The following is a 26,208-nucleotide window of genomic DNA, read 5'->3' as shown; positions in this document are numbered from 1 at the left end:
CACTCGCAGCTGGGTGACGGCCTGCCCGCCGCCGGTCATCGCGGCTGGCAGGTGGGCGGCCGGGGTGGTGCCATGACGCGAGCCGCGGGCGCTCTTGCCGTCCACAGCCACCGTCTCGCTCCCGTCCGGCTCGCATCCCAGCAGGTCGGCCAGACCGCCGGGGCAGGTGTGCAGAATGACCCGGCGGATCGTCGCTCCACTCGGTGCCACCCGCACACCGAGCGCGGTGGCGGTGCGCGCCCCGAGCCGGATCAGGACGTAGTGCGGCGCGTTCTTGGCCCACTGCCCGATGGCCGCGAAGGACTGTGCTCCGGCGGTCACCGCCGAGCAGGCCACCAGCAGCACCGCCACGAACGGGTGACGCCTCCCGCGCCGCGAGCGCGGATCAGCCAGCGTCTGCAGCCGCAGCGCCAGCGGACCGATCGACCGATGCTGACGGCTGGGCCACCTGGTCAGGCAGACGGTGGCAGACTGGCGGCACATCGAAGCTCCGTTGGGCGAAGGCGACTTGGGAAGGTCACCTCCACAACGGAGCTTCGTTGCGTTGCGTCGCGCGCCCAGCAGACATCGTCACACCGTCGTGACCTGCACACTCACAAGATCACTCAGAATTTGAAATCACCCTGATGGCGGAGGGCCTGGTATCCGCTTCTGTGATGTTTCGAAAGAGCGCTGCGCTCTCTTTCGACTCTTTCGGTTAGGGGATTCGAACCACTCGCCGAGCCTTTGCCATGTGGCGGCGTAAGCATGACAGATTTTGGCCGCCTCTTTCGGTGGCAGCTCGGAAACTCCTGAGGCATCGGCGTCGAGCAGCTTGTCGAGCCATTGCTGGCTCTTACTGACCACCGACGCGCGCCCGTTTAGATCCGTGTGCAGCTTATCCAGGAGATCGGGGAGATTCTTTGGGGCATCCTTGGATTTTGGCTTGCCTTCCAAGTCTTCTGGGGACGGAATACCTGGAGGGACATTCCCCATTCCAGTGACTGCTACAGGGGATGCCTTTCTGACCTCTCGTATCAGAGCAACCCTGGTCGGCCAGTCGCGAGCGCTTACCGCTGCGACCTTCTCCACCGAATCCCAGACGCTTTTCTCCTTACGGAACCACTCAATCATGGAGTGAATATCGGCACAGGAGTTTCCGCTTCGTCGATGCCAGGCTTGCTCCATAGCGCGGGCTTCTGCTGCTAGGAATTGTTCGTCATAGGTGGCCATCTGGTGCTGAACGACACCGGGAGGAGTTTTGGAGAGCGCTCTGGCGTGCGGGTACATATGGCCCACAAAATCCCTGAAGGCATCCGTCTTCCTGAGATCTGCCAAATCGGGATCAATGGCAATCAGCCACATGTTCTTCTCGGTCTCGACGGTAGTGTAGGAACTGTCGGAAGCACGCAGCGCCTTCTTCAGTTCGTCAATTGCATGTTCGGCTAGGAGTGGATCACGTGTCTTCTTATACGTTTTCTGTCGTGTCTCATCGTTTTTCGGATCCCATATTTTTCGACTATCTCGCATTGCGGCCCCGTACACGCAGGCCGCGTTGTAATGATCCTGCCACTGCCTGCTTTCCGTTCGCAGCGGCCAATCCATGCGCAGCGGCCAGTGCGAAAAGTAGAGGTACTTCTTGACCCGTTCCCTTAGGGCATCGACGGACAAAGGTGACGGCAGTCCGGTAAACGGCCGATGCGTTGTTCCCCGCCAGCCGAATCCTGGGAGAGCGATAGGGTTTTCCCCAGGCTCCGCCTTTGAATACTCATCCCACGCCCGGGACAATTCCAGAGGGACCAGCAGGTCACGGCAGATTCGCAGATTGGTCCATGTGCGAGTCCTGGAATTCGCGCCACCTGGGACGATGAAAGCGAGCTTACAGTCTGCGGCAAGTCTGACCATCTCCTGTTCAGATGCCCGCTGGAAGAACAAACGGACTCGCCTGCAAGAATCGCTGCTAAGAATAGCTTCGACACACTTTCGCGCATCCTCCCTTTTCTTTGGATCCGCACCTTCGAAGCTCCGCAGCCTCTCGGCTTTGACCATTTCCAGGTAGCCGATGGGCCAGTATCGATTCGCCAATATTGGAATCAGTCGCCGGCGGATACCTTCGCGTACCCTCGCGCGCGAATCATCTCCATTACGCTTGCACCACTGCGTCGCCAGGTCCCGATCATCGTTCCGGTCATCCGCAGGGCGTCCGTGCCAAGGTCGACAACGCGGGCGCCGGTTTTCGCCCTCGTCTCGGTCATCGAAGAGTCGAAGCAACATCGCGTGGGCGTATCGCACTTCAATCGCGTCTGGACGTCGCCGCAGATGCAACAAATATCGGGGGCGGCGGAGATGTCCGAATGACTGCCAGAGTCGCCGCGTGTAGTCGTCTTCCCGCTGTCCGTCAGATATAAGCGATCCTTGGATCATGTCAAGGGCATCGATGTACAGGCCGCATTCCTGCTGCACTTTCGACAATTCGAATCGTATATAGGGGTTGAGCGGGTCAAGTTGCAGCGCCTTGTAGTACCAGTGCATTGCCTCATCATTTTGGTGAACTTTGTGGAGCTGATTTGCTCTCTGGACTGCCTCAAACAGCTCAGGGGGAATATCACGCCCTACCCAGTCACGCCAGGGAAGGCGCTTGCCTGCTCGGGTGACGGGCAGGAGCGACGCGACAACCCAGTACGCGGCGCTGCTGACAGCCTCTTCCCAATTTGATCCCCACACCGTTGTCATTCGGCAGCCGCCGAGCGCGTACGAGGTAACGGTCACGGTTAGGCCGTAGCGCGGTTCTTGGTCGCGAGCCCGTAGCTCTCCCCTGACCCGGTATGCGAGCTTCGGCCTCAAGCGCGCCAGGAACCGCATCATGCTTGCCCCGAGACGCTTTGGGTCGGGGTCCATGTCCCCGACCAGGTCGAGAACGCTTTCCTCAGGTGGCTCGGGGACACCAGGCGGCGGGTACAGGCTTGTCTCCGAAAGCTGTTGGCGAAACTGCGCGGTCAGACCGGCGACTGGCGGAGTAGTAGCGGACGTCCCGGTGGCATCCTGAAGCGGCTGTACTTCGACTGGCCCAGGCTTGTACGCACTGCGAGCGAGCAGCGCACGCCGCCAAGCCGCGAATATCCACAGGAGCAGCGCGAGTGCCGCAAAACGGGCACTCGCCGGTACGTTTTCGCCCCCGTTACTTCCAGTCACCAGCCCTGCGATACCGCCAAAGAGTTCATTCAGCCACGCCCACGAGTGCCATTCAGCCGAACTGCTGCCCTTCCACATATGACCGGCCCAATAAGCCATGGCGAGGAGTCCAGCCAGCAGGACGCCAAAGTACAGCCACCGGCGCCCTGGGTATCGGAGCGGGAGGGATGAGGGAGCCACTCGGGCCCGCTTCGGATGCGTCATCATGGATTTCCCCATGCATCTCGGATCCGTATACTTCCCAGCCTGAAGCAGGATCCCGCAGCATGCATCTCGGCGCAATGCCAGCGGAGATGGCTGCAGCAAAGACGATCCGCGCACGGCAACTCAGTTCCGGTCTGGGCGGCGGGGCCGGGAGCCCAGGGTGATTTCAAAGTCTGAGTGATCTTGTGAGTGTGCAGGTCACGACGGTGTGACGATGTCTGCTGGGCGCGCGACGCAACGAAGCTCCGTTGTGGAGGTGACCTTCCCAAGTCGCCTTCGCCCAAAGGAGCTTCGATGTGCCGCCAGTCTGCCACCGTCTGCCTGACCAAGTCGCCCAGCCGTCAGCATCGGTCGATCGGTCCGCTGGCGCTGCGGCTGCAGACGCTGGCTGATCCGCGCTCGCGGCGCGGGAGGCGTCACCCGTTCGTGGCGGTGCTGCTGGTCCATCGCATCGTGGCCACCTGCGTCCGCCTCGGCATTCCCGCCCTGGCCGACCTGGCCTACCTCGGCGCCGGCGGCACCTTCGCGACGCCCACCCGACGCCCGCCCCGCAACGAGCTCACCGCCCGGCAAAGATCGATGAACCGCTCGCACGCCCGGCTCCGTTATCCCGTCGAACGCGGCATGGCCACCCTCAAGCGCTGGCGCATCTTCCGTCACGCCCGCTGCAGCCCCAACCGCCTGTCGTCAGCAGCCAAAGCCATCCTCACCCTGGAGTGGCAACGCTGAAATGGCTCAGTGGCTTTACCCCGGCGGCCCGTGCGTTCGAGGACCGGCACGTTCGGCTCACTCGGTCCAGAAGTCAACGCCGTGCTGCCCCGCGAGGAGAGCGCCGCGGTGGAGTGGACAAGAGGGGTGGCAAGTCTCCGGCTCGTTGAGGTTGTGAAGATGCGGGTGGCCCGCCAGCGTCGCTGGGCCGGGATGACGGCCTCGAGTTCCTGAAGTTTCGGGGTCGCCGTCTCCCCGCCGCTTCTGCTGCGGCCTGCAGCAGGCGGGCGGGCAGCGTAAAAGCCGGCCAGATCCGGGCGAGGTGCCGGGCGGCTGGTGTCGCGTACCAGCGGGTGCAACCGCCCGATCGGCAGCGCGTCCAGCCCGGCCGCGGAGTGCCGGGTCAACTCGACACTTCCTCCGGTCGCCGGTCATCGCTGGCTGTGGCGGGGATGGCGTTGTCGATGAGGACGGCGGCGATGGCGGCGGCGGTGGGGAAGGCGTCGGCGTTGAGGACCCGGGTGCGGGCCGCGGCGCCGTCGATGAGCAGCGCGAGCTGCTCGCCGAGCTGTTCGGGGTCGGGGGCGCCGGCTTCGCGGGCGGTGTCGGCGAGCCGCGCGGCGACGGCTTTCTTGTAGTCGCGTGCGTACTGGGACGCGGGGTGCTGGGGGTCGTTCAGTTCGACGGCGGCACCGATGTAGGGGCACAGGGGGGTGGTGGGGGGGATGTCGAAGGCGGCGAGGAGCCGTTCGCGGGGCGTGAGGTCGGTGCGGTCGAACACGCCGGACAGAACGGAGGGGTCGAACCGGCGCAAATACTCGGCGACGAGTTCGTCCTTGCTGGTGAAGTGCTGGTAGGCCGTGCGCTTGGACACCTCGGCCGCCGCGCATAGCTGGTCCATGCCGGTGCGGTTGATGCCCTGCTCGCGGAACAGCTGCTGGGACGCGCTGAGGATGCGCTCGCGGGCGCCCCGGCCGCGGCGGCGGCCCGTGGGGCCCTTCTCCAACTCCGTCATAGACCCATGCTACCCGACATGGGTAACGGACGGTGTACATAGTTGCACCCCGGCCGCCCGCCCCGTACGGTACGTACACAGGGCGGTGTACATAACGCCGCCGTCCCAGGTGCGCACGGCACCACCGACTCAAGGGAATGACTATGGGAAAGCTCGACGGCAAGGTAGCGGTCATCACTGGCGGCACCACCGGCATGGCGCTGGCCGGCGCGAAGCTGTTCGTCGACGAGGGAGCGCACGTCTTCATCACCGGCCGCCGCCAGGAGGCCCTGGACGAGGCCGTGAAGCAGATCGGCCGCAACGTCACCGGCGTCCAGGGCGACGCCGCCGACCTGGACGACCTGGACCGCCTGTACGACACCGTCAAGCGGGAGAAGGGCAGTCTTGACGTGCTGTGGGCCAGCGCCGGAGGGGGCGAGCCCGCCCCGCTCGGCGAGATCACCGAGGCCCAGTTCGACACCTGGTTCGGGCTCAACGCCCGCGGCACCCTGTTCACGGTCCAGAAGGCCCTTCCGCTCTTCAACGACGGCGGCTCCATCCTCATGACCGGCTCCAACGCCTCCCTCGGCGCCTTCCCCGGCTGGAGCGTCTACGCCGGCAGCAAGGCCGTCCAGCAGGCCTGGGCCCGCATCTGGCTCAACGAGCTCAAGGACCGCCGCATCCGCGTCAACGTCCTGACCCCCGGCCAGGTCGCCACCGCCAAGCAGGAAGAACTCTTCGACGAGGCCACCAAGCGCCAGTTCGAGTCCCTCATCCCCCGCGGCCAGATGGGCCGCCCCGAAGAGATCGCCACCGCCGCCCTCTTCCTCGCCTCCGACGACTCCAGCTACGTCAACGGCATGGAGCTCGTCGCCGACGGCGGCACCACCGCCCTCTGAACCGGACAACATACGACCAGGGCAGGACATCTCATGAGCAGCATCAGCATCATCGGCACCGGGAACATGGCCCGCACCATCGGTGCGCGGGCGATAGCGGGCGGCAACACCGTCGAGGTCATGGGCCGTGATCAGTCCAAGGCCGCTGACCTGGCCAAGGCTCTCGGCGGCGGCACCACGACGGGAGAATGGGGCACCGCCCCGGCCGGGGACATCGTCATCGTGGCCCTGTTGTACGACGGTGTCGTGCCGGCCGTCGCCCAGTACGGAGACGCTCTCGCGGGCAAGGTCATCGTCGACATCAGCAACCCCTTCAATTCCGCGTTCGACGGGCTGGCCCACCGCGAGGAGACCTCGATCGCGCAGGAAGTCGCCAAGGTCGCCCCGGCCGGCGCCAGCGTGGTGAAGGCGTTCAACACCGTCTTCCGCCATGTCCTGGAGAAGGGGCGGCCCGACGTCTTCATCGCCGGCGACAATGCGCGGGCCAAGGCAAGTGTGGAGGCGTTCATCGAGAGCCTCGGGATGCGCCCGCTGGACGTCGGCGGCCTGAAAATGGCGCACTGGCTGGAAGGAGCGGGCGTGGTCACGGTGGGCCTCGCCAACCACGGGGTGGGGAACTTGGACTTCGCCCTCAGCATCACCGAACTTGCCGTCTGAGCAGCCGGTTGACGGATGCCCGCGCCGGTCTGTGCGGTGAGCGTCCCGGCCCACTGCGGATCGCCGGGGACCGCCTGGAGAAGCTGAGTGTTGATCAGGATCAGCCTGGATCGCAGGAGATGGAGAGCGAGCATGGAGACCTCGGCGTGCTCGCGTTCGGCGCCGGTGAGGACGCTCTCGCGGCCGTAGGAGATCTCGTCGTTGGTGGAGTTCCAGCTCTCGACGACCTGTAGTCCGCCGTTGATCTCGCGCCGGAGATGCTCATCAGCGAGATAGTCGCAGGCGGAGATCGGTCCTGACCGCCGCCCGAGTTCTCGGCTTCAGGAGTTCGAGGCCGTGACCGGGGCGTGTACCGGTGGTTCTGGAAATCGGTGAGGCCTCTCCGCAGCGTTGGAGGGGCCTCACTGGTCATGCGGTCAGATCCGTACCGGCTTCGTGCGTCGGGTCGTGGAGGTTCGATCTCAGGGTTTGCCGGCGCCGGCGGAACCGCTGCCTGCGACGCCGCCTACGCGGGCAGCGCGCCGCTCTGTGCCGTCTTGCGGCGGCGCGCGGACAGGCGGGAGCCGGACTCGCGGCGGGCGGCGCGGCGCAGGAGGGGCACCGCGAGGAGGAACCCGAGGACGGCCCAGGCGGTCAGGACCAGGGCGACCGTGGGCAGTTCCCAGGAGCCGGCCACCTCGGCGGTCCGTGCGGCGTCCGGCAGCAGCACCGAACGCAGGCCCTGTGCCATCCACTTGAGCGGGAAGACGGAGGCCACCTGCTGGACCGGCACGGGCAGCGAGGTGATCGGGAACATCACTCCGGAGGTGATCAGCAGCCCCATGGTGGGCAGCATGGTCCACGCCAACGCCTCGCGCGGGTTGGGCAGCACGGCGCCTATGGCCGCGCCCAGCGGTACGACGGCGAGCAGCCCGAGCGGGGTGACCCATAGCAGCGTCAGCCAGCCCCCCGGCCCGCGCGGCAGTGGCCCGTCCACCAGCAGCGCCCCGGCGACCAGGAGCAGGGCCAGGGTGCCGAGCGCCATGACGACCACCAGCAGGCACTTGGCGACGAGGAAGGCCGGTATCCCGCCGGGCGTGGCGCGCAGCCGCAGCAGGGCGCCCTCCTCCCGCTCGGTCACGAGGATCTGCGGGAGGTAGATCAGCCCGACCTGGAATAGCAGATAGGCGGCGAAGCCCGCCAGCACCAGATGAGTCATCGGGGTATGGGTACCCGGCACATCGTCGTCGATGTAGGCGGCGACGAGCAGCGCGACGACCACGTTGGTCAGATGGCCGGACACCTCCCTGCCGTTGCGCAGGAGGTGTCGCAGCTCGATTCCGCCGCGCCGGAGCCCGGCACGCCAGATGTTCGTCCTGTTCGTCTTGTGTGCCACCCTCATGCGGCCCGTGCCTCCTCGTCCGCGTCCCTGTCCGTGCCGTCGGCCCCATCCGTGCCATCGGCCTCCCGGTGCACCATGTGCAGATAGGTGTCCTCCAGCGTCGGGCGGCGGATTTCCAGGTCGGCGATCGGTCCGGCGGCGTGCCGGTGGAGTTCCCAGACCAGCCGTGAGGGGTCCTCGGTGCGTTCGCGGCGGGGCGTCCCATCGTCGGCCGTCCAGCGGACCTCGGCCTGGGCGGCGGCTCGCCGGGCCAGTTCCGCGGGTGGGCCACAGGCCCTGATCCGGCCGCCGACCAGCATGGCGATCCGGTCGGCGAGCCGCTCGGCCTCCGCAAGGTCATGGGTGGTGAGCAGGACGGTGACGCCCTCGTCGCGGGCCAGCCGTTCGACCAGGACGTGGAACTCGTGCCGCGCCTGGGGGTCGAAGCCGGTGGTCGGCTCGTCCAGGAAGAGGAGTTCGGGGCGGCCGACGATGCCGAGCGCGACGTCGAGGCGCCGGCGCTGGCCGCCGGACAGTCGGTCCACCTGCCGGCCGGCCTGGTCGGTGAGGCCGACCAGGGCCAGCAGTTCGGCCGGGGCGCGCGGGTCGGGGTAGTAGGTCGCGAAGTGCGTCAGCAACTCGGCGACCCGCCAGCGGCGGTGGTCGCGCCAGGACTGAAGGACCAGGCCGATCCGGGCTCGCCACGCGTCGCCGCCCCGCTCGGGATCCGTGGCGAGGACGCTCACCTCCCCGCCGGAGCGCTGCCGGAAGCCCTCCAGGATCTCGACGGTGGTGGTCTTACCCGCGCCGTTGGGCCCGAGCAGCGCGAAGACCTCGCCGCGGTGGATGTCCAGGTCGACGCCGCGCAGGACGTCGACATCGCCGTACGCCATGGTCAGATCGCGTACGTGGATCACGGGCTGGACGCCGGTGCGCCCGAACGTCGTCATCGGCCCGCCTCCGCGGGGTACTGCTGTTGTGCCGCCCCGGTCGCGGGTCCGGCGCTGTCAACGATGGCCCGGAGTGCCGCCACATGTCCCTCGAAGGCGGTGCGCCCGCGGTCCGTCAGCCGTACCTTCGTACGGCGGTTGCGGCCGCCGCCCTCCTTCTGGATCTCCAGGTATCCGGCCCCCTCCAAGGTGTGCAGCTGCTTGGAGAGCGCGGAGTCGCTGAGCGAGAGGCTGTCGCGGACGAACGCGAAGTCCGCCGACTCGGTGGCGGCCAGCAGCGCGACCACTGACAGCCGGGTGGCGGGGTGGATCAGCTCGTCGAAGCCGGCGGGGGTGCTCATCGGCCCGTCGCCTCGCCGACCGCCGGTTCGCCGCCGCTCCGCACCGAGTCAGCCGCCCAGCGGTTGGCGGGACCGAGGGAGAGCAGGTACACGGCCACCGCGGCCGTGGCCTGGATGGGGCCGGAGTAGATCGGCGCCAGCGGCTCGGTCAGGTGGTCCGACAGCACGATCGTCCCACCGACCAGCACCGCCGCCGCACCGAACGCGGCCCACGTACGCCCGGGGCAGCGAGTGTGATGCAGTCGCATCCGGCTCCTGCGGCTGCTCATCACGACCAGCACGCTCAACAGGCCGGCGTAGGCGGCCATGAACAGTCCGACGCCCCACTGGGGCAGGTCCATGCCCACGCCGGCAAGGAACACCCACATGAGCGCGGCCGTGCCGTAGGCCATGCCGCGCCCGCCGGACACGGAGCGCTCGAACTCGTCGTACACCCGCTCCTGCGGCACTCGGATGCGCTGGAGATCCTTCCATGCCTGTTCGGCATCCACCGGCATGCTCACGGCCATCACCCTCCTGTCCCCGATAACTTTCCTATCAGGAAAGTTACTCTTGGCTTTCCTGGTAGGCAAGACGGAGGGAACTTCGTCTTCACGCCTCCCCGCCTGGAGCAGGCCGCGGTGGACATCGGCGCGGGAGGAGCAGGCGGGACCGCGCTTCAGGACGGCCAGCCGGGCACCACCAGCTCGGTGGACAACGGTCTCGGCAGCGTCGCGCGCGCATTCGGCGGCAGCGGCGCGCGGTTCGCCTCCACCGGTGGCTCGGGCGGCAACGCCTCCTGTCCCGGGCAGGGCACGGTCCGAGAAGGCGCCGCCGGCGGGGCCCGGCGGGACCACCGCTCCGCCGGGCCAGGGAGGTCGTCCCGCGGTGGACGGCGTCATCCAGCCGGCACCGTCGAATGCGGGCATCGGCGGCACAGGCGGCAGCACCTCCAGCCCCAACACCGGCGAGGCCGGCGGTCCCGGATACGTCGTCATCTGGTGGTAGCCCACGGGCCCCCGCAGACCTATGTGCGCCACCGGAGTCCCGTCGCCACGCAGGGCCCCGACCGTCCGCGGTCGGGGCCCTGCCCTCGCCGTGCGATGGTGAGAACGACCGGCTTTCCGCCGTTGACGACCAGGTTGGAGACCTTCGTCGTGCCGGCCTGCTCGTCACCCCGGGTCCCCGGTTCGCCGAAGGCGCGGATGACGGTGCGCCGGACGCTGCCGCCTTCGTCGTCGACGGCCGTGGCCGACGCGGCCCCGGCCCGCAAGATCTGGGACGGCCCACGCACCGCCTCCGCTGTGAAGCTGTGTTCCGGCCTCGCGATCGGGGTCGGCCTGAAGGGTCTTGCGGCCACCAACACGGTGCCGCAGGGCGGCGCACGCCCTGTGTCACGTCAAGGCCACAGATTCCGGTGACCGGCCTGCTCGGGCACGTCCCGGTGGTAACTTCCACCGATCACTTGACCCTGCCTTTACGAGATCCAGGGGGAATCACGATGGCCACTCCGCCGCCACCGCCCGGCACCAACCCGTACTCCCAGCAGCCGCCCGCCCCGTACGGTCCGCAGGGCGGCAACCCGTACAGCGTGCCCGGCCCTCCGGTGCCCGCACCCGCGCGCCGCGTGAGCGTCAAGGCCATCGTCAGGGGGATCGCCGGCCTCGTCGTGATCGGCTTCGTGGTCTACGGCGGCTACACCGTCTGGTTCGGGGGCGCCGCGACCGCGGACGCGGGCGACTGCCTGCACGCCGGGAACGCGGCGGCCACGGGCGTGATCTCCGTCGGGGACCCGGAGTTCGAGATCGTGGACTGCGGTGACACGAAAGCCCAGTTCAAAGTCGTCAGCAGGCAGTCCGGGACGGACGGCACCTGCGACGACCCGTACCGGACGTACAGCCAGGGCGGCGCCGGCCGGGACTTCACGCTCTGCCTCGAACCGGTGAAGTGAGCCCTCACCCTCGCCCCTGAGGCCCGCCCCGGCCACGGTGCGGTCCCGGACGTCGGCGCCGACGTCGTCAGCGGCGACGGCGCCGCCGGCGGCTCCGCGCCTGCGTACACCGCGGCCCGCGAGGGTCCGCGAGGGCCACTTCGTCCGCACCCCGGGGCGACGTGCCCTTCGGCGCCGCCAAGACCGGCGACACCAGCCCGCTCAAGGCCGCCCTGGCCGGCGGCGCCCCGATCGTCAGCACCGACCTCCCCGTCCCGGGCCTCGCCGCCCGCTCGGCAGCGCCTACGCCGCCCAGCCCCCGGCGGCGGGCCTGCCCGCTGCGACCCGTTGATCGCGCCGAAGTCCCGCCGCTCCGTCAAGGGCTGACCGACGGCGTTGCGACGCGAGAGGGCCGGCCGCCTGGCGTCCGGCCCCTTGCGGTACCGACGGCCGGGCGTGAGTGGGCGCAGCGGTGGGCGGGGGTGCGACGCAGCAGCGCGAGCAGGGAGAACGTCACAGGGCGCGGCGTACGCGTATGCGCAATCGCAATCGTTTTGTGCGCCGTCTGTGCAACCCGCCTGCGGCGCGGCGGAGTAGTGATGGGTGAGCGGATTACCGGCGGTGGGGCACGGCGGGGTGCGCATGAGGTTCATCAACCGAGGAGGAGCGTCGAGTTGTCCGGATTCAGAGGTGTCGCAAGGGCGGCCGCACTGCTGGGCGGAATCCTGTTGCTGACAGGGTGCACGGGATCCTCCGGGTCCGACTCCGCCGCCCGTTCGGCCACTTCACCCTCGACGGACGCCTCCGCCACGCCCGGCCCGTCGGCGAGTGACTCCCCCTCGGCGCTGCCGTCCCACTCCGTCACGTCGCCCTCCGCCACGGCCCCGACGCCCTCGACCCGCTCCACCGCCCCCGCCACCTCACCCAGCACGCGGCAGGCCCCCGCCCGTCTGCCCGGCTGCGGCAATCTGACCGTCAGCGGCGAGGTCAAGGCCGCGGTGACGCGGGCGTACCGGAACCGTTCCCCGCGCCTGGTACACATCGAGCCGGCGCCGCAGCGGTTCTTCTACGGTCAGTGCGGTACCGTCCGCTACGCCGCCGCCCAGTTCCAGCCCACGAGGGGCGCGACCGAGGGCGAGCTGGTGAGCTTGCAGGACGAGGGCAGCGCGATGAAGTACTTCCGCGCCGCCTCCGGGAGCGACTGGGTCTACATCGCCACCGACGGCTTCCCCGCGGGCGAGGGCGGTTGCCGCGACATCCCGCAGATCCCCCGGGCCCTGGCCACGGCCTGGCGGAATTGCGCCGTCGCACGCTGACGGCACGCCGCCGGGCAGGGCGGCGGCGAGGACTCCGCCCTGCCCGGCGTCAGGGCGACCCCTGGACGGCCACGCGCACCGGGGCGGAACCTCCGGGCGGATCGCGCCGCCGGGTCCGTCAGGTCGCGGGCCGCAGGACTGGCCTGTCACCAGGACGGCGCAGCGCGGCAGCGGCGTTCCGGACCAGGCGCGGCCCCCGGCGTGGAGGGGGATCGCTGGTCAGGGCCGCCCGTGCGGTCGCGCCCTGCCCAGCGGGCAGCCTTCCGCTCGTCGCGCCGAATGTCCCGTTTGGATAGATTCCCAGGGAACCGCCCTGAGGTGTGGACACCCGCGACGCCTCCCGGCGCAGGGAACCGAGTGCGCGCCAGGGCAAGCGGCGGCCGCCACGGCCGCCCGTCCGTACGGGACAACAGGACCTTCGGCCCGTGGAGGCCGCCGAGGAACGGGGAACCGACGATGGCCACCGACTCACCCGTGCAGCTCGGCATGATCGGGCTCGGCCGCATGGGCGCGAATCTCGTGCGCCGGCTGATGCGCGACGGCCATCCATGCGTCGTCCACGACCTCAACCGCGACGCGATGCTGGAACTGGAGAAGGAGGGGGCGACGGCAGCCGCCTCCCTCCAGGACTTCGTGGAGAAGCTGGCGCCGCCCCGGAACGTATGGCTGATGGTCCCGGCGGGGGTCGTGCAGTCGACGCTCGACGAGCTCGTCGCGCTGCTGGAACCCGACGACACCGTCATCGACGGCGGCAATTCCTACTACCGCGACGACATGGCCCGCGCCCGGCAGCTCGCCGAGCGGCGAATCCACTACGTCGACTGCGGCACGTCCGGCGGCGTCTGGGGGCTCGACCGCGGCTACTGCCTCATGATCGGCGGCGAGGACGAGCCGGTGGCGCGACTGGACCCGGTCTTCCGCACCATCGCGCCGGGCCGTGGGAACGCCGAGCCCACGCCCGGCAGGACCAGGACCGACGGGACGGCCCCGGAGGGCTATCTGCACTGCGGGCCGAGCGGCGCCGGCCACTTCGTGAAGATGGTCCACAACGGGGTGGAGTACGGGATGATGGCCGCCATCGCCGAGGGCCTCAGCATCATCCGGCACGCGGACGCGGGGCTGGGCCGCAGGGACGTCGACGCCGAGACCGCACCGCTGCGCGAGCCTGAGGCGTACCAGTACGAGATCGACGTGGCCGAGGTCGCCGAGGTGTGGCGGCGCGGCTCCGTCATCGGCTCCTGGCTGGTCGACCTCGTCGCCGACGCGCTCGCCCGTTCACCGCGGCTGGACCAGTTCACCGGCCGGGTCTCGGACTCCGGGGAGGGCCGCTGGACGGTCCAGGCGGCCATCGACGAGAGCGTGCCCGCCCCCGTCATCAGCGCCTCGCTGGCCGAACGGTACGCCTCGCGCGGGCTCGGCGAGTTCGGCGACAAGGTGCTGTCCGCGATGCGCGGCGAGTTCGGCGGCCACGCCGAGAAGACCGGGTGACGGCGCCATGTCCGGCCGTTCCCCCTCGCCGAGTCACGGTCCGGTCCCCGAGGACCACGTGGTGGTGCTCTTCGGCGCGACCGGCGACCTCGCCCGGCGCAAGTTGCTGCCCGGCCTGTTCCACCTCGCCAAGGCGGGGCTGCTGCCGGACCGCTACCGGATCGTCGGCTCGGCGCCGGCCCAGAGCGCGCTGAGCGACGAGGACTTCCGCAAGCACGCGCGGGACGCGGTCGCCGAATTCGGCCGGTCCAGGCCCGAGGGCCGCGCGTGGCAGGAGTTCGAGGCCGCCCTGTCGTTCGGCGCGTGCGATCCCGGCGCCGCAGAGCCGCTGGTCGCGGCCGTACGGGAGGCCGAGCAGGCCGTCGGCGGGAAGCCGCGGCGCCTGTTCCATCTGGCGGTGCCGCCGAGCGCCTTCACCTCCGTGGTGGAGACGCTCGGGGCGTCCGGCCTCGCCGAGGGCGGCCGGGTGATCGTGGAGAAGCCCTTCGGCACCGACCTCGCCTCGGCCCGGGCGCTCAACGCGTCGGTCCACGCCGTCTTCGACGAGTCCCGGGTCTTCCGCATCGACCACTTCCTCGGCAAGGAGTCGGTCGACAACATCCTCGCCCTGCGTTTCGCCAACGGCCTCTTCGAGCCGGTCTGGAACCGCGACCACATCAGCCATGTGCAGATCGACGTGCCGGAGAGCATCGGCATCGAGGGGCGAGCCCAGTTCTTCGAGGGCACCGGGACCTTCCGGGACATGATCGTCACCCATCTCTTCCAGCTCCTGGGGTTCGTCGCCATGGAGCCGCCCACGGCACTGCAGGCACAGTCCCTGCGGGACGAGAAGGAGAAGGTCTTCGAGTCGCTGCAGCCCGTCGACCCGGCCCATGTCGTCCGCGGGCAGTACGAGGGGTACCGGTCCGAGCCGGGCGTGGACCCGAAGTCGGACACCGAGACGTTCGTCGCCCTGCGCGTCGGCATCGACAACTGGCGCTGGGCCGGCGTGCCCTTCTACCTGCGCTCGGGCAAGTCCCTGGCCGAGGCGCGGCATGTGGTGACCCTGGGCTTCCGGGAACCGGCCCTGCGCATGTTCCCGCTGGCCGCACGGGGCCACTCCGGTGCCCGGAGCAACGCGCTGGTGATCGACTTCGACGACCCGGGCCGCATCACCGCCTCCTTCCTGGTGAAGGAGCCCGGCCCCGCCATGCGCCTGAGCACGGCGGAGATGGTCTTCGGCTACGCCGACTCCTTCAACACGATGCACGCGCTCGAGGGCTACGAACGCCTCCTCCTGGACGCGATGCTGGGCGACCAGTCGCTGTTCACCCGGTCCGACGGCATCGAGCGCCTGTGGGAGGCGTCCACCCCGCTGCTCGACGATCCGCCGCCGGTCCAGCCGTACGCACCCGGCTCCTGGGGCCCGGAAAGCGTCCACCGGCTGATCGCACCGCATCACTGGAGCCTTCCCGGCCACGCGTGAGAGGCAGGCAGGCGAGCCGGCCTCCTCTGTCCGCGCCGCGGCGGGTCACCGGCGGGCGCCCTGGAGACCGTGACGCCTTCCGTCCGGACCGCACTGCTCGACGGGGGCCGTGTCCGGGCCGGGGGCCCGACTCCCCGCCGGCTCGTGCGGGGTCGCCCGTTCCAGGAGGCCGGACATCGCAGGCGCCTCGGCGGCGCAGATGCCGCCCACCGTCCGGTACCGGAGTACTTCTCCCCTCGGCGGTCCGCCACGTTCCGGCAGGTCCGTCATGTACGCGACCGTCGCCGCGACTTCGCCATGGGGCTGCGATTCGGTAACGGCATGCTCTGCAAGTTGGTTCGACTGTGCAAAGTTTGCATAGTCTAAAGCCATCAGGAGGTCGGCCGCCGGATCCCTGTACGCCCTCGCGCCTGCCCGGGATCCGGTGCGCCACACCTCACATCGCGCGATTCCGGGGAGTTCATCTTCGTGTCACCCAGCCATAGCCTGTCCCGCAGGACGTTCCTGACCAGCGCTGCCGCTGTCGGTGGATTCGCGGCCGTACCCGGCCTGCTGTCGGGGTGCAGCTCGACGGACAGCTCGGACGACCTGCTGGCCACGATCCGCAAGCAGGGGTACGTACGCATCGGCTTCGCCAATGAGGCGCCGTACGGGTTCAAGGACGGCGGGCAGTTGGCCGGCGAAGCCCCCACCCTGCACAAGCAGATCTTCAAGGCCCTCGGCGTCCCGCAACTCAGAGCCAGCATCGTCGAGTTCGGAGCGCTGATCCCGAGCCTCAACGCCAACCGGTTCGACGTGGTGAGCGCGGGGATGGCGATCACTTCGGAGCGATGCGAGAACGCCATCTTCTCCGAGCCGGAGTTCATCTCGCCCACGGCGCTGATGGTCCGCAAGGGCAACCCCAAGAAGCTCGCGGACCTGGGCACCTGCTCGTCGGCCGGAGTCAGGGTAGGGGTGCTGACCGCCGCGGTGGAGAAGAGCTATGCCCAGGCCGCGGGCGTGAGCAATGACAAGATCATCTCGATCCAGGGCCAGCAGGACGGGCTGGACGCCCTGGTCGCGGGCCGGATCGACGCCTTCGCGTTGACCGGCATCTCGCTCAACTGGCTCGCCAAGGCCAACGCGGGCGCGCCCGTCGAAGTGCTCTCGCCCTTCGTGCCCATGGTCAAGGGAGAGAAGCAGTACAGCCCCGGCGGCGCGGTGTTCCGGTCGAAGGACACCGCTCTGCGCGATGCCTTCAACGTCGAACTGAAGAAGATCACCTCTGACCCCGACCGGTATGTCGGCCTCGTCGGCAAGTACGGCTTCGGCAAGTCCGAGATCCCACCCGCCGACCTGACGACCGCTGCGCTCTGCAAGAGCTGACGGCGGCTGGTCATGGAAGACTTCTTCACCGAGTTCTTCCGCTCATGGCCCGGTGTCCTGGAGAGCCTTGCGGTCACCGTGGAGGTCACCGTACTCGGGGCCCTGCTCGCGCTGGTGCTCTCCTTCCTGCTGGGCTTCGCCGCGGGTGCGCCGTGGCGACCGGTCCGGGGCGCGTGCCGCACCGTCGTGGAGTTCTTCCGCGGCACTTCGCTCTTCGTGCAACTCTTCTGGCTCTTCTACGCCCTCCCCATCATCGGCTACCAGCTCGTACCTCTGGCCTGCGCCGTGGTGGCGCTCGGTCTCAACTTCGGCGCGTACGGCTCCGAGGTCGTACGGGGAGCGCTGGCAGCCGTTCCCCGGGAGCAGCGGGAGGCCGCGATCGCGCTCAACATGACGGCGGGCCAGCGGATGCGTCTGGTGGTGCTGCCGCAGGCGTGGCCGCAGATGATCCCGCCCTTCAACAACCTGCTGATCCAGGTGCTGAAGTCCACCCCGCTGGTCTCCCTGATCACGGTTGCCGACATCACATTCCGGATCCAGCAGTTGCGCTCCGCCACGGGTGAGACCAAGAACGCCTACCTGGTCCTGCTCGTCCTGTACTTCGTGCTCGCGTACGTCCTCACCCTCGCCATGAACGCCCTGGAGAGGGCGGGGAAGGCCCGCCTGGGCCAGGGGAGCGCACGCACGACCCGCCTGCGTGGCACGGGCACCCCGCTGAACGCGGCTGCGCCGAAGGGAACCGTGTGATGTGGAACTGGGACAACGCGGCCGACTCGCTGCCGATCCTGCTGCGCGGATTCCAGCTCACCCTCGCCGTCACCGTGCTGGGCTCCCTCGTGGCCATCGTGCTGGGACTGGTCGTCGCGATGGCGTACCGCGGGCGGACATGGATTCGCCTGCCGGTTCGGGCCGCGGTCGAGTTCGTGCGGTCGACACCGGTGATGATCCAGCTGTTCGCCGCCTGGGTACTCCTTCCGCACCTACCCGTGATGACGATCGGCGTCGCCGTACTCGGAGTCCACTACGCCGCCTTCACCTCCGAGGTGTACCGGGCCGGCATCGACGCCGTGCCCAAGGGGCAGTGGGAGGCCTGCGTGGCGCTGTCACTTCCGCGTCGCCGGATCTGGCGGGCCGTCATCCTGCCGCAGGCGGTGCGCAACGTGGTTCCGGCACTGGGCAACTACGTGATCTCGATGTTCAAGGAGACGCCCTTCCTCAGCGTGATCGGCGTCGCCGAAATGGTCCACCAGGCCGACGAGTTCGGATCCGAGCACTTCGCCTATCTCGAAACGCTGACGCTCACCGCCGCGATCTTCCTCATCGCGAGCTATCCGACCTCGGTCGCCATGCGCAAACTGGAGGAGCGCCTTGCCAAGCCCTACTGAATCCGTACCGCTGGAGACGTCCTCCACCGAACCCGTCGGCAACGGCATCGACCGGATCACCTTCGACGGCGTGGTGAAGCGGTTCGGTGATCACACCGTTCTGGACCAGCTGGACTTCGGGGTCCGGCGCGGTGAACGCGTGACCTTGATCGGGCCGAGTGGATCGGGCAAGACGACCATCCTGCGGTTGCTGATGACGCTGGAACGCGTCAGCGAGGGAGTCATCTACCTGGACGGGCAACCGTACTCGCACATGCCCGGACCACGCGGAGAACTGGTGCCGGCCAGCGAGAGCCACTTGCGGCAGCTCCGCAGGCGGATCGGAATGGTCTTCCAGCAGTTCAACCTGTTCCCCAACATGAGCGTGCTCGCGAACCTCACGGAGGCGCCCGTACACGTGCTGGGCATGGACCGGGACGAGGCCGTCGAACTCGCAAGGGAACTCCTCGCCCTCGTCGGACTGAGCGACAAGGCCGACGCGCACCCGACAACGCTGTCCGGCGGACAGCAGCAGCGTGTGGCCATCGCCCGCGCCCTGGCCATGCAGCCAGAGGTGCTGCTCCTCGACGAGGTGACCTCATCGCTGGACCCCGAACTGGTCGCGGGCGTCCTCGACGTGCTGCGGGACATCGCCCAGACCGGCATCACCATGCTCTGCGTGACCCACGAGATGGGTTTCGCCCGGGACATCTCGCACCGGGTCATGATGTTCGACGGCGGACGCGTCATCGAATCCGGACCCCCGGAACAACTGTTCAACGATCCGCGGCAGCAACGCACGCGCGAGTTCATAAGGGCGGTTCTGTGATGGATACGGGCTCTGCCGTGGCAGTAACCCCCTACGCCGGAGTGACCTTCAAGCGGCCCAAGATCCAGGACGGTGCCGGGATGTGGCGGCTGGCCCGGCGAAGCGGGACGCTCGATCTGAACTCGTCCTACAGCTACCTGTTGTGGTGCCGCGATTTCACCGAGACGTCCCTGGTCGCCAAGGGTCCGGACGGCGAGCTCTGCGGATTCGTCACCGGCTACATACGACCGGAACTCCCCAACACCCTCGTGGTCTGGCAGATCGCCGTGGATACCGAGCTGCGCGGCCGCGGCGTGGCAGCAGCCATGCTGGACACGCTCGTATCACGTACCGGCTCCGCCGGGGCGTCGCATCTGGAGGCGACCATCACTCCGGGGAACACCGCTTCCGCGCGGCTCTTCGTTTCCTTCGCCGGGCGGCACGAAGCCCCGGTCACACGCGAGGTCCTCTTCGACACCGTTGTCTTCCCCGATGCACACGATACGGAGTTGCTCTACCGCATCGGGCCGTTCACCCCCACTCTCGCCAGGAGGTAACCGGTGGCTCTTCCCACCGCACCGACCACATCCGTCTTCGAAGCCGTGGAATCCGAAGTACGCAGCTACTGCCGTGACTGGCCCACCATCTTCGACCTGGCGCAAGGCAGCCGCATCCGCGACGAGGAAGGCCGTTGGTACCTGGACTTCTTCTCGGGTGCCGGGGCGCTGAACTACGGCCACAACAACGCAGGACTCAAGGACGCCCTGCTGGAGTACCTCGGACGCGACGGCATCACCCACGCCCTCGACATGAGCACGGTCGCGAAACGCGAATTCCTGGAAACCTTCCGCGATCTGGTCCTGCAACCGCGCTCCATGGACCACAAGGTGATGTTCCCGGGGCCCACCGGGACCAACGCCGTCGAGGCCGCGCTGAAGGTCGCACGCAAGGTCAAGGGACGAGAGGCCGTCATCTCGTTCACCAACGCCTTCCACGGCATGTCGTTGGGCTCGCTGGCCGTCACGGGCAACGCCTTCAAGCGGGCCGGCGCGGGCATCCCGCTGGTGCACGGAACCCCGATGCCGTACGACAACTACTTCGACGGCTCGGTCCCCGACTTCCTGTGGTTCGAACGGCTCCTCGCGGACCGCGGGTCCGGTCTCAATGAACCGGCTGCCGTGATCGTGGAGACGGTCCAGGGGGAAGGAGGGGTGAACGTGGCACGACCGGAGTGGCTTCGGGCCCTAGCCGACCTGTGCCGGCGCCACGACATGCTGCTGATCGTGGACGACATCCAGATGGGCTGCGGCCGCACCGGCACCTTCTTCTCCTTCGAAGAAGCAGGCGTCGTCCCCGACATCGTGACGCTCTCCAAGTCGATCAGCGGGTACGGCCTGCCCATGTCCCTGGTACTGCTACGGCCGGAACTCGACGTGTGGGAACCAGGCGAGCACAACGGAACCTTCCGGGGCAACAATCCCGCTTTCGTCACGGCTGCGGCCGCCCTGCGGTCCTACTGGTCCGACGACGTGCTGGCACGGCAGACACGGGCCCACGGCGAGGTCGCGCGGGCGGCGCTCGGGGCGATCTGCTCACGGCACGAGGGCGCGGTGCACCGCGGACGGGGCCTCGTGTGGGGGCTGGAGTTCCCCGACCGGTCCAGAGCCGCAAAGGTGTGCGCCCGCGCCTTCGAGCTCGGCCTGCTGGTGGAGACCTCCGGTCCGGAGAGCGAGGTCGTCAAGCTCCTGCCCGCGCTGACCATCTCCCGCGAGGAGCTCGCCCAGGGCCTCGGCCTGCTCGCGCAGGCCGTCGACGAAACCTGCTGACGGCAACACAGGAGGCAACGACAATGATCGTCCGGACCTTGCACGAACTCGAGGGAACCGACCGGGACGTCTCCGCCGAGAGCGGCACCTGGCGCAGCAGGCGCATCGTCCTCGCCGGAGACGGTGCCGGCTTCTCACTGCACGAGACGGTGATGTACGCGGGTACCGAGACCACCATGCAGTACGCGAACCACATCGAGGCCGTGCTGTGCATCGACGGCACGGGCGAGGTGACCGACCACGAGACAGGCCTGACACACCGCCTCTCACCCGGCACCCTGTACCTGCTCGACGGTCACGAGCGGCACACCGTGCGGCCTGCCACCGACCTGCGGTTCGTCTGCGTGTTCAACCCCCCGGTCACCGGGCGGGAGGTACACGACGCGACCGGTGCCTACCCGCTGATCACCGAGACCGAAGAGGTGTGAGCCGAGCATGACCGTCCCCATGACGAACACGGATGTCTACCCCACCCGAGGCGTGGCGGAAGTCATCACGTCCCGCCTCGACCCGGTCGTCTGGTCGGAACGCCCCGGCCCCTTCGCGACCGACGAGTTGCGCGGCTACGAACGCAACGGCTTCCTCACCGTGGGTGCCCAGATCACCGCGCAGGAGCTCGGCGTCTACCGCGCCGAGCTCGAACGCCTCCGCACGGACCCGACCGTCCGGGCCGATCCGCGCGCCATCGTCGAGCCCGCCTCTGACGAGATCCGTTCGATCTTCGAGGTCCACAAGATCAGTGAGACCTTCGCGCAACTCGTCCGGGACCCCCGGCTGGCCGAGCGGGCGCGCCAGCTCCTGGGCTCCGACGTCTACGTCCACCAGAGCCGGATCAACCTCAAGCCGGGCTTCGGAGCGGCCGGCTTCTACTGGCACTCGGACTTCGAGACCTGGCACGCCGAGGACGGACTGCCGAGGATGCGCACCGTGTCGGTCTCCGTCGCCCTCACCGACAACCTCGCCTGCAACGGCGGACTGATGATCATGCCGGGGTCGCATCACCAGTTCCTGGGCTGCGCCGGCGCCACGCCGCCCGATAACTTCCGGCGCTCGCTCCAGATGCAGGTGGCCGGCACTCCCTCCCACGAGGCCCTGACCGGCATGGCGAGGCGGCGCGGCATCGAACTGCTCACCGGTCCTGCCGGATCGGCGGTCTGGTTCGACTGTAACTGCATGCACGGCAGCGGCGACAACATCACCCCCTATGCGCGCAGCAACGTCTTCATCGTCTACAACAGCGTCGAGAACGCCGCCGTGGAGCCCTTCGCCGCACCCACTCGGCGCCCGGAGTACATCGGCGCGCGCGACTTCGCGCCACTGGGCTGAGCCCACGGCGGGAACCCCGCGCAACGGAAAGGGGTTCGTTCGAGGCGGAAGTCACGGCAGATGCGGCTCGGTGCCGGTGAGGGCGTCGGTGTTCCCCTCTCCGGCACCGGGCGTCTGCGGGTGGTGTCAGCAGCGGCGGCCGCTGTTGATGCAGTACACGGCTCGGCGCATGAGACGGTCCGGCATGACGTTGATGAAGTCGTCGTGATCGGTGATGGGCTTGTGCAGTTGTTCGGGGAAGCCGTCCACGGCGAAGTTCGGTTTCGCCGGGACGTTGTAGACCAGACGCATGACGAGCTGCGGAATGGCCCGGAAGCCCTGGGGGCAGCGGCCGTCCGGTCGGGCGAAGGCGACGTGGCTTCGGTGGTTGGCGCTGTCGGTGTTCTTCCCGTCCCAGCAGTTCTGGAAGGCGTAGCTGCGGACGACCCGGCTGCCGCGCGGACACAGGGGGTACTTGTCGGTGAGCTGGACCCGGTTCTCGTAGCCCGTGCAGCTCCAGTGGGCGTTGGCATTGGCCGTGCCGTTGGTGAAGGCCTTGGCGTCGCCGGTGATGATGCGCAGGAAGCGCGGCATGGCGGTCACCTTCCCGACGGGGCTGCCCCGGAAGCTGATGGTCGCCTGATCCGCGGTGACGATGCGGCCGATGTTGCCTTCGAGGCCGCCGCCGAGCTGGTCGGCGTCCGTCTCGCGGGTGCCGTCCTGGACGCGCAGCACCGGCCAGTAGTACGAGGACTTGTCGCCGTTGGTGCAGCTGGTGCCGGCCGCGGCGAGGCTGTCGTCCGTGGACTGGAAGTCGGTGGAGTCGTTGCCGACGTAGTCGTGGGTGTGGTGGGCGCCGTTGGGCACGCCGGGAGCAACGATGACGTTGTCGGTGTTGCGTCGCTTCTGCGCGTTGACGCCGCAGCGGGACACGAAGGTGCCGGTGGACGCGCCACGACGATTGCGGACGTGCTTGACGTTCGGGGCGACGGTGGTGATGTCCACGAAGTCGTCGGCGGTCGGTCCGCTCGGGAGCGTCGCGGAGGGGGAGGCGCTGGGTCCGGCGGAGCTGGGGATTCCCTTCACCGTGCAGGCGGCGAGCGAGACCAGGCCGCTGGGGCGCGCCGCGACCCGGTCGATGGCGGTCGCGATGCGATCGAGCGTCGCCTTGCGCTTGGCGCTCAGCGGGCCCAGAACGGCGTTGCGCACGAAGTCCTCGTCGGCCTGTCCTCGGCGCTGGGCGGTCCGCAGGCGCCGGTTGGCCTCCTCGATCTGCGCTCCGAGCTGCTCGAGGTTGCGGCGCACTTCGGCGCGTGCCCGGCTGGGGACGTCCGGCAGGTGCCTGCTCACCTTTGGGCAGTCGACGGTGGGCGCGGCACCCTGCCGGTTGCGGTACTCCCCGGCGCTGGCGGAGACGTTGAGGGTCGCGATGACGCCGCCGCCCAGGAGGAGGGCGGTGGCCGCGACGAGCGTGGTGTTCCTTCGCCTGGCGCGTGAGCCATTGCGGGTCATGGGTCGCATGGGGTTACCTTCGGTCGGGCGGTCGGGGTCAGTGGGGTATGGAGGAGGCGACGTCCTCGAGCGTCGCGTCGGTGACGAGGCCGGTGTCCTCCAGGACTTCCATGTGGTCCTGGACGGTGTCGTTGGCCTGCGTTGCCAGGCGCCGGACGAGGGGGTTCTTGGTGGTGGCCCGGACCTCGCCGATGACGATGAAGACCTTGCCGTGGGAGTTGCGCAGCAGGTCGACGAAGAGCTGGTCGAACTGAAGCCCCTGGGCGTTCTCCAGTTGGCGGACCCATGCCTGCTGTTCCGGGGTGGCCTGGTCGGGTATGGGGACGCCGAGGCCCCTGGCGTCCTCGCGTACGAGTTGGTCGAGCTTGCTGTGCCCGTCCAGTAGATGCATCCCGGCGCGTTTGACGGCCTCGCTGGAGGCGTGGGTCTGGGCGAGTCGGCCCGCCGGGATCTCCCACAGCCCGGCCTGACGCACCTTCGTCAGAAAGGTCTTGTCCAGGTCCGTGAGGTTCCCCGTCGTGTTCGACCTGGTGGCGTTCGGAAGGCCGGCCGCGACGGCCTCGCTGGAGAGACCGTCATGACGGGAATCGAGCAGGGAGACCGCGGCGATGACCGCCGCCACGACAAGGACGACGGCCGTGGCCGTAACGCGGCGGGAGGAGTAACGGGCTTGTCGGGCATGGGAGTTCACGGGGTGCCTCCTGGCTATGGGGCGTCAGGGCACCCGGCACGCTACCTTTGCACAATGCAAAGTTCTCTCTTTTGACGATTCCAGCCGCCGCGGGGGGTGCCCGGGCTACACTCCGCCGCCCTCTCTGCGCTCTGTACGGATTCGCGCACCGATGCGTTCAGCGTCGCGTCCGCGAGCGCGGCGAGTACGCGCGCGCCGGGCCGGATTCGCGCGGCTTCCGTCCACGGCGTGCCACGGGGCGCGGAATCGATTAGACTGTGCAATGTTTGCATGGCCTAATCAATTGGCCGGGAGGTGGCGCCATGCCTCACAGGACCAGGACGGTTCAACCCCCGACCGGGCTGCGGCGCACATTGCTGCGGGCGCCGATCCAGCTGTACCGATGGCGTCTGGGCTGGCTGCTCGGCAGCCGGATGCTGCTGCTCACCCACACGGGGCGCGACACCGGACTGCCCCGGCAGGTCGTCCTCGAGGTCACGGGCCGGGACCCGGACACCGGCGCATACCGGCTCGCCGCCGGCTTCGGCGAAGGATCCCAGTGGTACCGCAACATCCGGCGCACTCCGTGGGTGACGATCCAGACAGGGCTCCGAACCACGCCGGCCGTCGCCCGACCGCTCCCCCCGGACGAATCAGGCCGGCTCATGGCCGCGTACGCCTCGCGGCACCCCCGCCTGGCGCGGCGGCTGATGCGCCTGTGCGGCCTGGAGACGGACGGCAGCGCCGACGACTACTACCTGATCGGCCGGGACCACATCCCGTTCGTCGCGGTGACCCCGGCACCTCCTGACGAGTGATCCGGGCGACGATCTTCCACGCAGATAGGCGAGTTTCCATACTTTTGCGCTGGGCAATAAAATGGACATCCACCCACACAGTGGAGGAGATGGCACATGAACGACAGGGGAAGCCACGAGGCGTACTCGTTCGTCTGCCTTGGCTGCGGACGCGGGTGGGAGCAAACGTACGAGATTCGGCACGCCACCGACGTGTCAGGACGGCCCTTGACCGAGTACCACGCGGACGGCGTGCATGTGCCGTCCCCGTTGGCGCATCCCAGGTGTCCCTCATGCACCAGCACGCAGATCCGCATCCTGCGTCCTGGGCGTGTGGACGGGGCCAAGCCCTGAGTCCGGGCGCGGCCGGGTGGGCCGCTCCCCGTATCACCAGCCGACGTGCCGCTGCGTCCCGTCGGTCACGGACGGCTCGCCGCCGGCCTCGGTGAAGGCCTGCAGGGCACGGATCAGATGGCGCCGCTGACCGGGTGGCATCGCGTCGACGATGCCGGCGATCTGGGACCTGCGATGTTCGGTGGCCTCGTGCACGGTTCGCCGGCCGGTGGCGGTGAGGGAGATCACGCTGGTGCGCCGGTCGGTCGGCTGGTGGCCGCGCATCACCATGTGCACGGCTTCCAGGCGGTCGAGCATGCGCATAGCGGTCGACGGCTGCACACCCAGCTCGGCCGCGAGCTGTGACAGGCTCAGCGCGCCGCGGGTGTCGAGGACGACCAGCATCCGGAACTGCGGCAGTGTCAGGGCGTCCTCGACGGCCGCGAGCGAGCGCGCGGACACCGCGACGAGGAGGCGTGAAGCGGTCAGCACAGCACTGACCATCGCCTCGGCGTCGGATTCGGAAGCTGGGGTTCTGGCGGCCATGGGTCATTTGTACAACGTGCCTCCACACACGTGGTGGCACACCCCTGCCTGAGGCGGATGTCCGGTGCGCGGCGCCGGTGCCGCCGGACGGGCCATGTGCCGGATCCCACCCGGGCGAGAGCCCGTGCACCCAAGCAAATGCCGCAGCCGCAACCGCCCGCCGCACGGTCCGCAACCTCGGCCACTGCGCGCGTCGTCGGCGGCATCGGGCAGCTCCGTC

The 26,208-nt window shown here is 68.8% G+C and carries 26 protein-coding genes and 2 pseudogenes; 16 read left to right on the top strand and 12 right to left on the bottom strand.

Annotated elements, in window-relative coordinates:
- Nucleotides 1-168 precede the first annotated feature (168 nt).
- Nucleotides 169-483: pseudogene (locus tag AC3EUJ_RS16600) on the bottom strand (transposase family protein); the annotation flags it as partial.
- Nucleotides 484-618: 135 nt separating this feature from the next.
- A complete protein-coding gene (locus tag AC3EUJ_RS16595) occupies nucleotides 619-3,270 on the bottom strand; it encodes a hypothetical protein (protein ID WP_431961996.1) in 2,652 nt (883 codons plus the stop codon).
- A 399-nt stretch (nucleotides 3,271-3,669) separates the two neighbouring features.
- Here AC3EUJ_RS16595 and AC3EUJ_RS16590 point away from each other — a divergent pair, with 399 nt between their 5' ends.
- Nucleotides 3,670-4,104, top strand: a complete 435-nt coding sequence (locus AC3EUJ_RS16590) for a transposase family protein (protein ID WP_431961995.1) — start codon at nucleotides 3,670-3,672, stop codon at nucleotides 4,102-4,104.
- Nucleotides 4,105-4,486: 382 nt separating this feature from the next.
- Here AC3EUJ_RS16590 and AC3EUJ_RS16585 read toward each other — a convergent pair whose 3' ends face one another.
- Nucleotides 4,487-5,098, bottom strand: a complete 612-nt coding sequence (locus AC3EUJ_RS16585; protein ID WP_431961994.1) for a TetR/AcrR family transcriptional regulator — start codon at nucleotides 5,096-5,098, stop codon at nucleotides 4,487-4,489.
- A 143-nt stretch (nucleotides 5,099-5,241) separates the two neighbouring features.
- On the opposite strand from AC3EUJ_RS16585, the gene AC3EUJ_RS16580 reads away from it, so the two are divergent.
- Nucleotides 5,242-5,976, top strand: a complete 735-nt coding sequence (locus AC3EUJ_RS16580) for an SDR family NAD(P)-dependent oxidoreductase (protein WP_431961993.1) — start codon at nucleotides 5,242-5,244, stop codon at nucleotides 5,974-5,976.
- 33 nt (nucleotides 5,977-6,009) lie between these two features.
- Nucleotides 6,010-6,633, top strand: coding sequence for an NADPH-dependent F420 reductase (locus AC3EUJ_RS16575; RefSeq protein WP_431961992.1), 624 nt, complete (start codon nucleotides 6,010-6,012; stop codon nucleotides 6,631-6,633).
- A 47-nt stretch (nucleotides 6,634-6,680) separates the two neighbouring features.
- Here the strand turns inward: AC3EUJ_RS16575 and AC3EUJ_RS16570 are convergent.
- From AC3EUJ_RS16570 to AC3EUJ_RS16545, 6 genes and pseudogenes are all read right to left on the bottom strand, one after another.
- Nucleotides 6,681-6,938, bottom strand: a pseudogene (locus AC3EUJ_RS16570) (Tn3 family transposase); the annotation flags it as partial.
- 200 nt (nucleotides 6,939-7,138) lie between these two features.
- Nucleotides 7,139-8,014 carry an ABC transporter permease gene (locus tag AC3EUJ_RS16565; protein ID WP_431961991.1) on the bottom strand — a complete coding sequence of 292 codons (876 nt, stop codon included), beginning with the start codon at nucleotides 8,012-8,014 and terminating at the stop codon, nucleotides 7,139-7,141.
- Nucleotides 8,011-8,943 (bottom strand): ABC transporter ATP-binding protein, encoded by a 933-nt coding sequence (locus AC3EUJ_RS16560; protein WP_431961990.1) that lies wholly within the window; start codon nucleotides 8,941-8,943, stop codon nucleotides 8,011-8,013. The genes AC3EUJ_RS16565 and AC3EUJ_RS16560 overlap by 4 nt, the downstream gene beginning before the upstream one ends.
- On the bottom strand, nucleotides 8,940-9,284 hold the full coding sequence (locus AC3EUJ_RS16555; RefSeq protein WP_431961989.1) for a transcriptional regulator: 345 nt from the start codon (nucleotides 9,282-9,284) through the stop codon (nucleotides 8,940-8,942). Before AC3EUJ_RS16555 ends, AC3EUJ_RS16560 begins: the two co-directional genes overlap by 4 nt.
- Nucleotides 9,281-9,781, bottom strand: a complete 501-nt coding sequence (locus AC3EUJ_RS16550; protein WP_431962016.1) for a hypothetical protein — start codon at nucleotides 9,779-9,781, stop codon at nucleotides 9,281-9,283. The genes AC3EUJ_RS16555 and AC3EUJ_RS16550 overlap by 4 nt, the downstream gene beginning before the upstream one ends.
- Before the next feature lie 509 nt (nucleotides 9,782-10,290).
- Nucleotides 10,291-10,557 carry a hypothetical protein gene (locus tag AC3EUJ_RS16545; RefSeq protein ID WP_431961988.1) on the bottom strand — a complete coding sequence of 89 codons (267 nt, stop codon included), beginning with the start codon at nucleotides 10,555-10,557 and terminating at the stop codon, nucleotides 10,291-10,293.
- A gap of 207 nt (nucleotides 10,558-10,764) precedes the next feature.
- Here AC3EUJ_RS16545 and AC3EUJ_RS16540 point away from each other — a divergent pair, with 207 nt between their 5' ends.
- The 12 genes from AC3EUJ_RS16540 (at nucleotide 10,765) to thpD (ending at nucleotide 22,151) form a co-directional block, all read left to right on the top strand.
- Nucleotides 10,765-11,214 carry an LppU/SCO3897 family protein gene (locus AC3EUJ_RS16540; protein ID WP_431961987.1) on the top strand — a complete coding sequence of 150 codons (450 nt, stop codon included), beginning with the start codon at nucleotides 10,765-10,767 and terminating at the stop codon, nucleotides 11,212-11,214.
- Between the two features lie 653 nt (nucleotides 11,215-11,867).
- A complete protein-coding gene (locus AC3EUJ_RS16535) occupies nucleotides 11,868-12,509 on the top strand; it encodes a superantigen-like protein SSL4 (protein ID WP_431961986.1) in 642 nt (213 codons plus the stop codon).
- A gap of 456 nt (nucleotides 12,510-12,965) precedes the next feature.
- Nucleotides 12,966-13,997 (top strand): phosphogluconate dehydrogenase (NAD(+)-dependent, decarboxylating), encoded by a 1,032-nt coding sequence (gnd, locus tag AC3EUJ_RS16530; RefSeq protein WP_431961985.1) that lies wholly within the window; start codon nucleotides 12,966-12,968, stop codon nucleotides 13,995-13,997.
- Between the two features lie 7 nt (nucleotides 13,998-14,004).
- A complete protein-coding gene (gene zwf / locus AC3EUJ_RS16525) occupies nucleotides 14,005-15,462 on the top strand; it encodes a glucose-6-phosphate dehydrogenase (RefSeq protein WP_431961984.1) in 1,458 nt (485 codons plus the stop codon).
- Nucleotides 15,463-15,930: 468 nt separating this feature from the next.
- Nucleotides 15,931-16,827, top strand: a complete 897-nt coding sequence (ehuB, locus tag AC3EUJ_RS16520) for an ectoine/hydroxyectoine ABC transporter substrate-binding protein EhuB (protein ID WP_431961983.1) — start codon at nucleotides 15,931-15,933, stop codon at nucleotides 16,825-16,827.
- A 12-nt stretch (nucleotides 16,828-16,839) separates the two neighbouring features.
- On the top strand, nucleotides 16,840-17,574 hold the full coding sequence (gene ehuC / locus AC3EUJ_RS16515) for an ectoine/hydroxyectoine ABC transporter permease subunit EhuC (protein ID WP_431961982.1): 735 nt from the start codon (nucleotides 16,840-16,842) through the stop codon (nucleotides 17,572-17,574).
- The gene (gene ehuD / locus AC3EUJ_RS16510) at nucleotides 17,574-18,212 is read left to right on the top strand and encodes an ectoine/hydroxyectoine ABC transporter permease subunit EhuD (RefSeq protein WP_431961981.1); all 639 of its coding nucleotides are present in this window, start codon (nucleotides 17,574-17,576) and stop codon (nucleotides 18,210-18,212) included. The genes ehuC and ehuD overlap by 1 nt, the downstream gene beginning before the upstream one ends.
- 10 nt (nucleotides 18,213-18,222) lie before the next feature.
- Nucleotides 18,223-19,020, top strand: coding sequence for an ectoine/hydroxyectoine ABC transporter ATP-binding protein EhuA (gene ehuA / locus AC3EUJ_RS16505; protein ID WP_431962015.1), 798 nt, complete (start codon nucleotides 18,223-18,225; stop codon nucleotides 19,018-19,020).
- A gap of 17 nt (nucleotides 19,021-19,037) precedes the next feature.
- Nucleotides 19,038-19,556, top strand: coding sequence for a diaminobutyrate acetyltransferase (gene ectA, locus AC3EUJ_RS16500; RefSeq protein WP_431961980.1), 519 nt, complete (start codon nucleotides 19,038-19,040; stop codon nucleotides 19,554-19,556).
- A 3-nt stretch (nucleotides 19,557-19,559) separates the two neighbouring features.
- Complete coding sequence (gene ectB / locus AC3EUJ_RS16495; RefSeq protein ID WP_431961979.1) at nucleotides 19,560-20,825, top strand: diaminobutyrate--2-oxoglutarate transaminase; 1,266 nt, start codon at nucleotides 19,560-19,562, stop codon at nucleotides 20,823-20,825.
- 23 nt (nucleotides 20,826-20,848) lie between these two features.
- Nucleotides 20,849-21,253, top strand: a complete 405-nt coding sequence (locus AC3EUJ_RS16490; RefSeq protein ID WP_431961978.1) for an ectoine synthase — start codon at nucleotides 20,849-20,851, stop codon at nucleotides 21,251-21,253.
- 19 nt (nucleotides 21,254-21,272) lie between these two features.
- Entirely contained in the window at nucleotides 21,273-22,151 is an 879-nt protein-coding gene (thpD, locus tag AC3EUJ_RS16485; RefSeq protein ID WP_431961977.1) for an ectoine hydroxylase, read from the top strand.
- 126 nt (nucleotides 22,152-22,277) lie between these two features.
- Here the strand turns inward: thpD and AC3EUJ_RS16480 are convergent, their stop codons facing one another.
- Entirely contained in the window at nucleotides 22,278-23,651 is a 1,374-nt protein-coding gene (locus AC3EUJ_RS16480) for a DUF1996 domain-containing protein (RefSeq protein WP_431961976.1), read from the bottom strand.
- A gap of 28 nt (nucleotides 23,652-23,679) precedes the next feature.
- Nucleotides 23,680-24,333: a DUF4142 domain-containing protein gene (locus AC3EUJ_RS16475; RefSeq protein ID WP_431961975.1), complete on the bottom strand. Its 654-nt coding sequence runs from the start codon at nucleotides 24,331-24,333 to the stop codon at nucleotides 23,680-23,682.
- 302 nt (nucleotides 24,334-24,635) lie between these two features.
- On the opposite strand from AC3EUJ_RS16475, the gene AC3EUJ_RS16470 reads away from it, so the two are divergent.
- The gene (locus AC3EUJ_RS16470) at nucleotides 24,636-25,130 is read left to right on the top strand and encodes a nitroreductase family deazaflavin-dependent oxidoreductase (RefSeq protein WP_431961974.1); all 495 of its coding nucleotides are present in this window, start codon (nucleotides 24,636-24,638) and stop codon (nucleotides 25,128-25,130) included.
- Nucleotides 25,131-25,496: 366 nt separating this feature from the next.
- Here AC3EUJ_RS16470 and AC3EUJ_RS16465 read toward each other — a convergent pair whose 3' ends face one another.
- Nucleotides 25,497-25,988, bottom strand: coding sequence for a MarR family winged helix-turn-helix transcriptional regulator (locus tag AC3EUJ_RS16465; RefSeq protein ID WP_431961973.1), 492 nt, complete (start codon nucleotides 25,986-25,988; stop codon nucleotides 25,497-25,499).
- Between the last annotated feature and the right edge of the window lie 220 nt (nucleotides 25,989-26,208).

Source organism: Actinacidiphila sp. bgisy160, assembly GCF_057707815.1.
Note: the sequence above shows the minus strand (reverse complement) of the source record. Positions and strands in the feature narration are given on the sequence as shown.

What these genes read in the sequence shown, in the direction of transcription:
- AC3EUJ_RS16595 (WP_431961996.1), bottom strand. Translation starts at nt 3,270, where the DNA reads ATGGCTTATTGGGCCGGTCATATGTGGAAGGGCAGCAGTTCGGCTGAA.
- AC3EUJ_RS16590 (WP_431961995.1), top strand. Translation starts at nt 3,670, where the DNA reads ATGTGCCGCCAGTCTGCCACCGTCTGCCTGACCAAGTCGCCCAGCCGT.
- AC3EUJ_RS16585 (WP_431961994.1), bottom strand. Translation starts at nt 5,098, where the DNA reads ATGACGGAGTTGGAGAAGGGCCCCACGGGCCGCCGCCGCGGCCGGGGC.
- AC3EUJ_RS16580 (WP_431961993.1), top strand. Translation starts at nt 5,242, where the DNA reads ATGGGAAAGCTCGACGGCAAGGTAGCGGTCATCACTGGCGGCACCACC.
- AC3EUJ_RS16575 (WP_431961992.1), top strand. Translation starts at nt 6,010, where the DNA reads ATGAGCAGCATCAGCATCATCGGCACCGGGAACATGGCCCGCACCATC.
- AC3EUJ_RS16565 (WP_431961991.1), bottom strand. Translation starts at nt 8,014, where the DNA reads ATGAGGGTGGCACACAAGACGAACAGGACGAACATCTGGCGTGCCGGG.
- AC3EUJ_RS16560 (WP_431961990.1), bottom strand. Translation starts at nt 8,943, where the DNA reads ATGACGACGTTCGGGCGCACCGGCGTCCAGCCCGTGATCCACGTACGC.
- AC3EUJ_RS16555 (WP_431961989.1), bottom strand. Translation starts at nt 9,284, where the DNA reads ATGAGCACCCCCGCCGGCTTCGACGAGCTGATCCACCCCGCCACCCGG.
- AC3EUJ_RS16550 (WP_431962016.1), bottom strand. Translation starts at nt 9,781, where the DNA reads ATGCCGGTGGATGCCGAACAGGCATGGAAGGATCTCCAGCGCATCCGA.
- AC3EUJ_RS16540 (WP_431961987.1), top strand. Translation starts at nt 10,765, where the DNA reads ATGGCCACTCCGCCGCCACCGCCCGGCACCAACCCGTACTCCCAGCAG.
- gnd (WP_431961985.1), top strand. Translation starts at nt 12,966, where the DNA reads ATGGCCACCGACTCACCCGTGCAGCTCGGCATGATCGGGCTCGGCCGC.
- zwf (WP_431961984.1), top strand. Translation starts at nt 14,005, where the DNA reads ATGTCCGGCCGTTCCCCCTCGCCGAGTCACGGTCCGGTCCCCGAGGAC.
- ehuC (WP_431961982.1), top strand. Translation starts at nt 16,840, where the DNA reads ATGGAAGACTTCTTCACCGAGTTCTTCCGCTCATGGCCCGGTGTCCTG.
- ehuD (WP_431961981.1), top strand. Translation starts at nt 17,574, where the DNA reads ATGTGGAACTGGGACAACGCGGCCGACTCGCTGCCGATCCTGCTGCGC.
- AC3EUJ_RS16490 (WP_431961978.1), top strand. Translation starts at nt 20,849, where the DNA reads ATGATCGTCCGGACCTTGCACGAACTCGAGGGAACCGACCGGGACGTC.
- thpD (WP_431961977.1), top strand. Translation starts at nt 21,273, where the DNA reads ATGACGAACACGGATGTCTACCCCACCCGAGGCGTGGCGGAAGTCATC.
- AC3EUJ_RS16480 (WP_431961976.1), bottom strand. Translation starts at nt 23,651, where the DNA reads ATGCGACCCATGACCCGCAATGGCTCACGCGCCAGGCGAAGGAACACC.
- AC3EUJ_RS16470 (WP_431961974.1), top strand. Translation starts at nt 24,636, where the DNA reads ATGCCTCACAGGACCAGGACGGTTCAACCCCCGACCGGGCTGCGGCGC.
- AC3EUJ_RS16465 (WP_431961973.1), bottom strand. Translation starts at nt 25,988, where the DNA reads ATGGCCGCCAGAACCCCAGCTTCCGAATCCGACGCCGAGGCGATGGTC.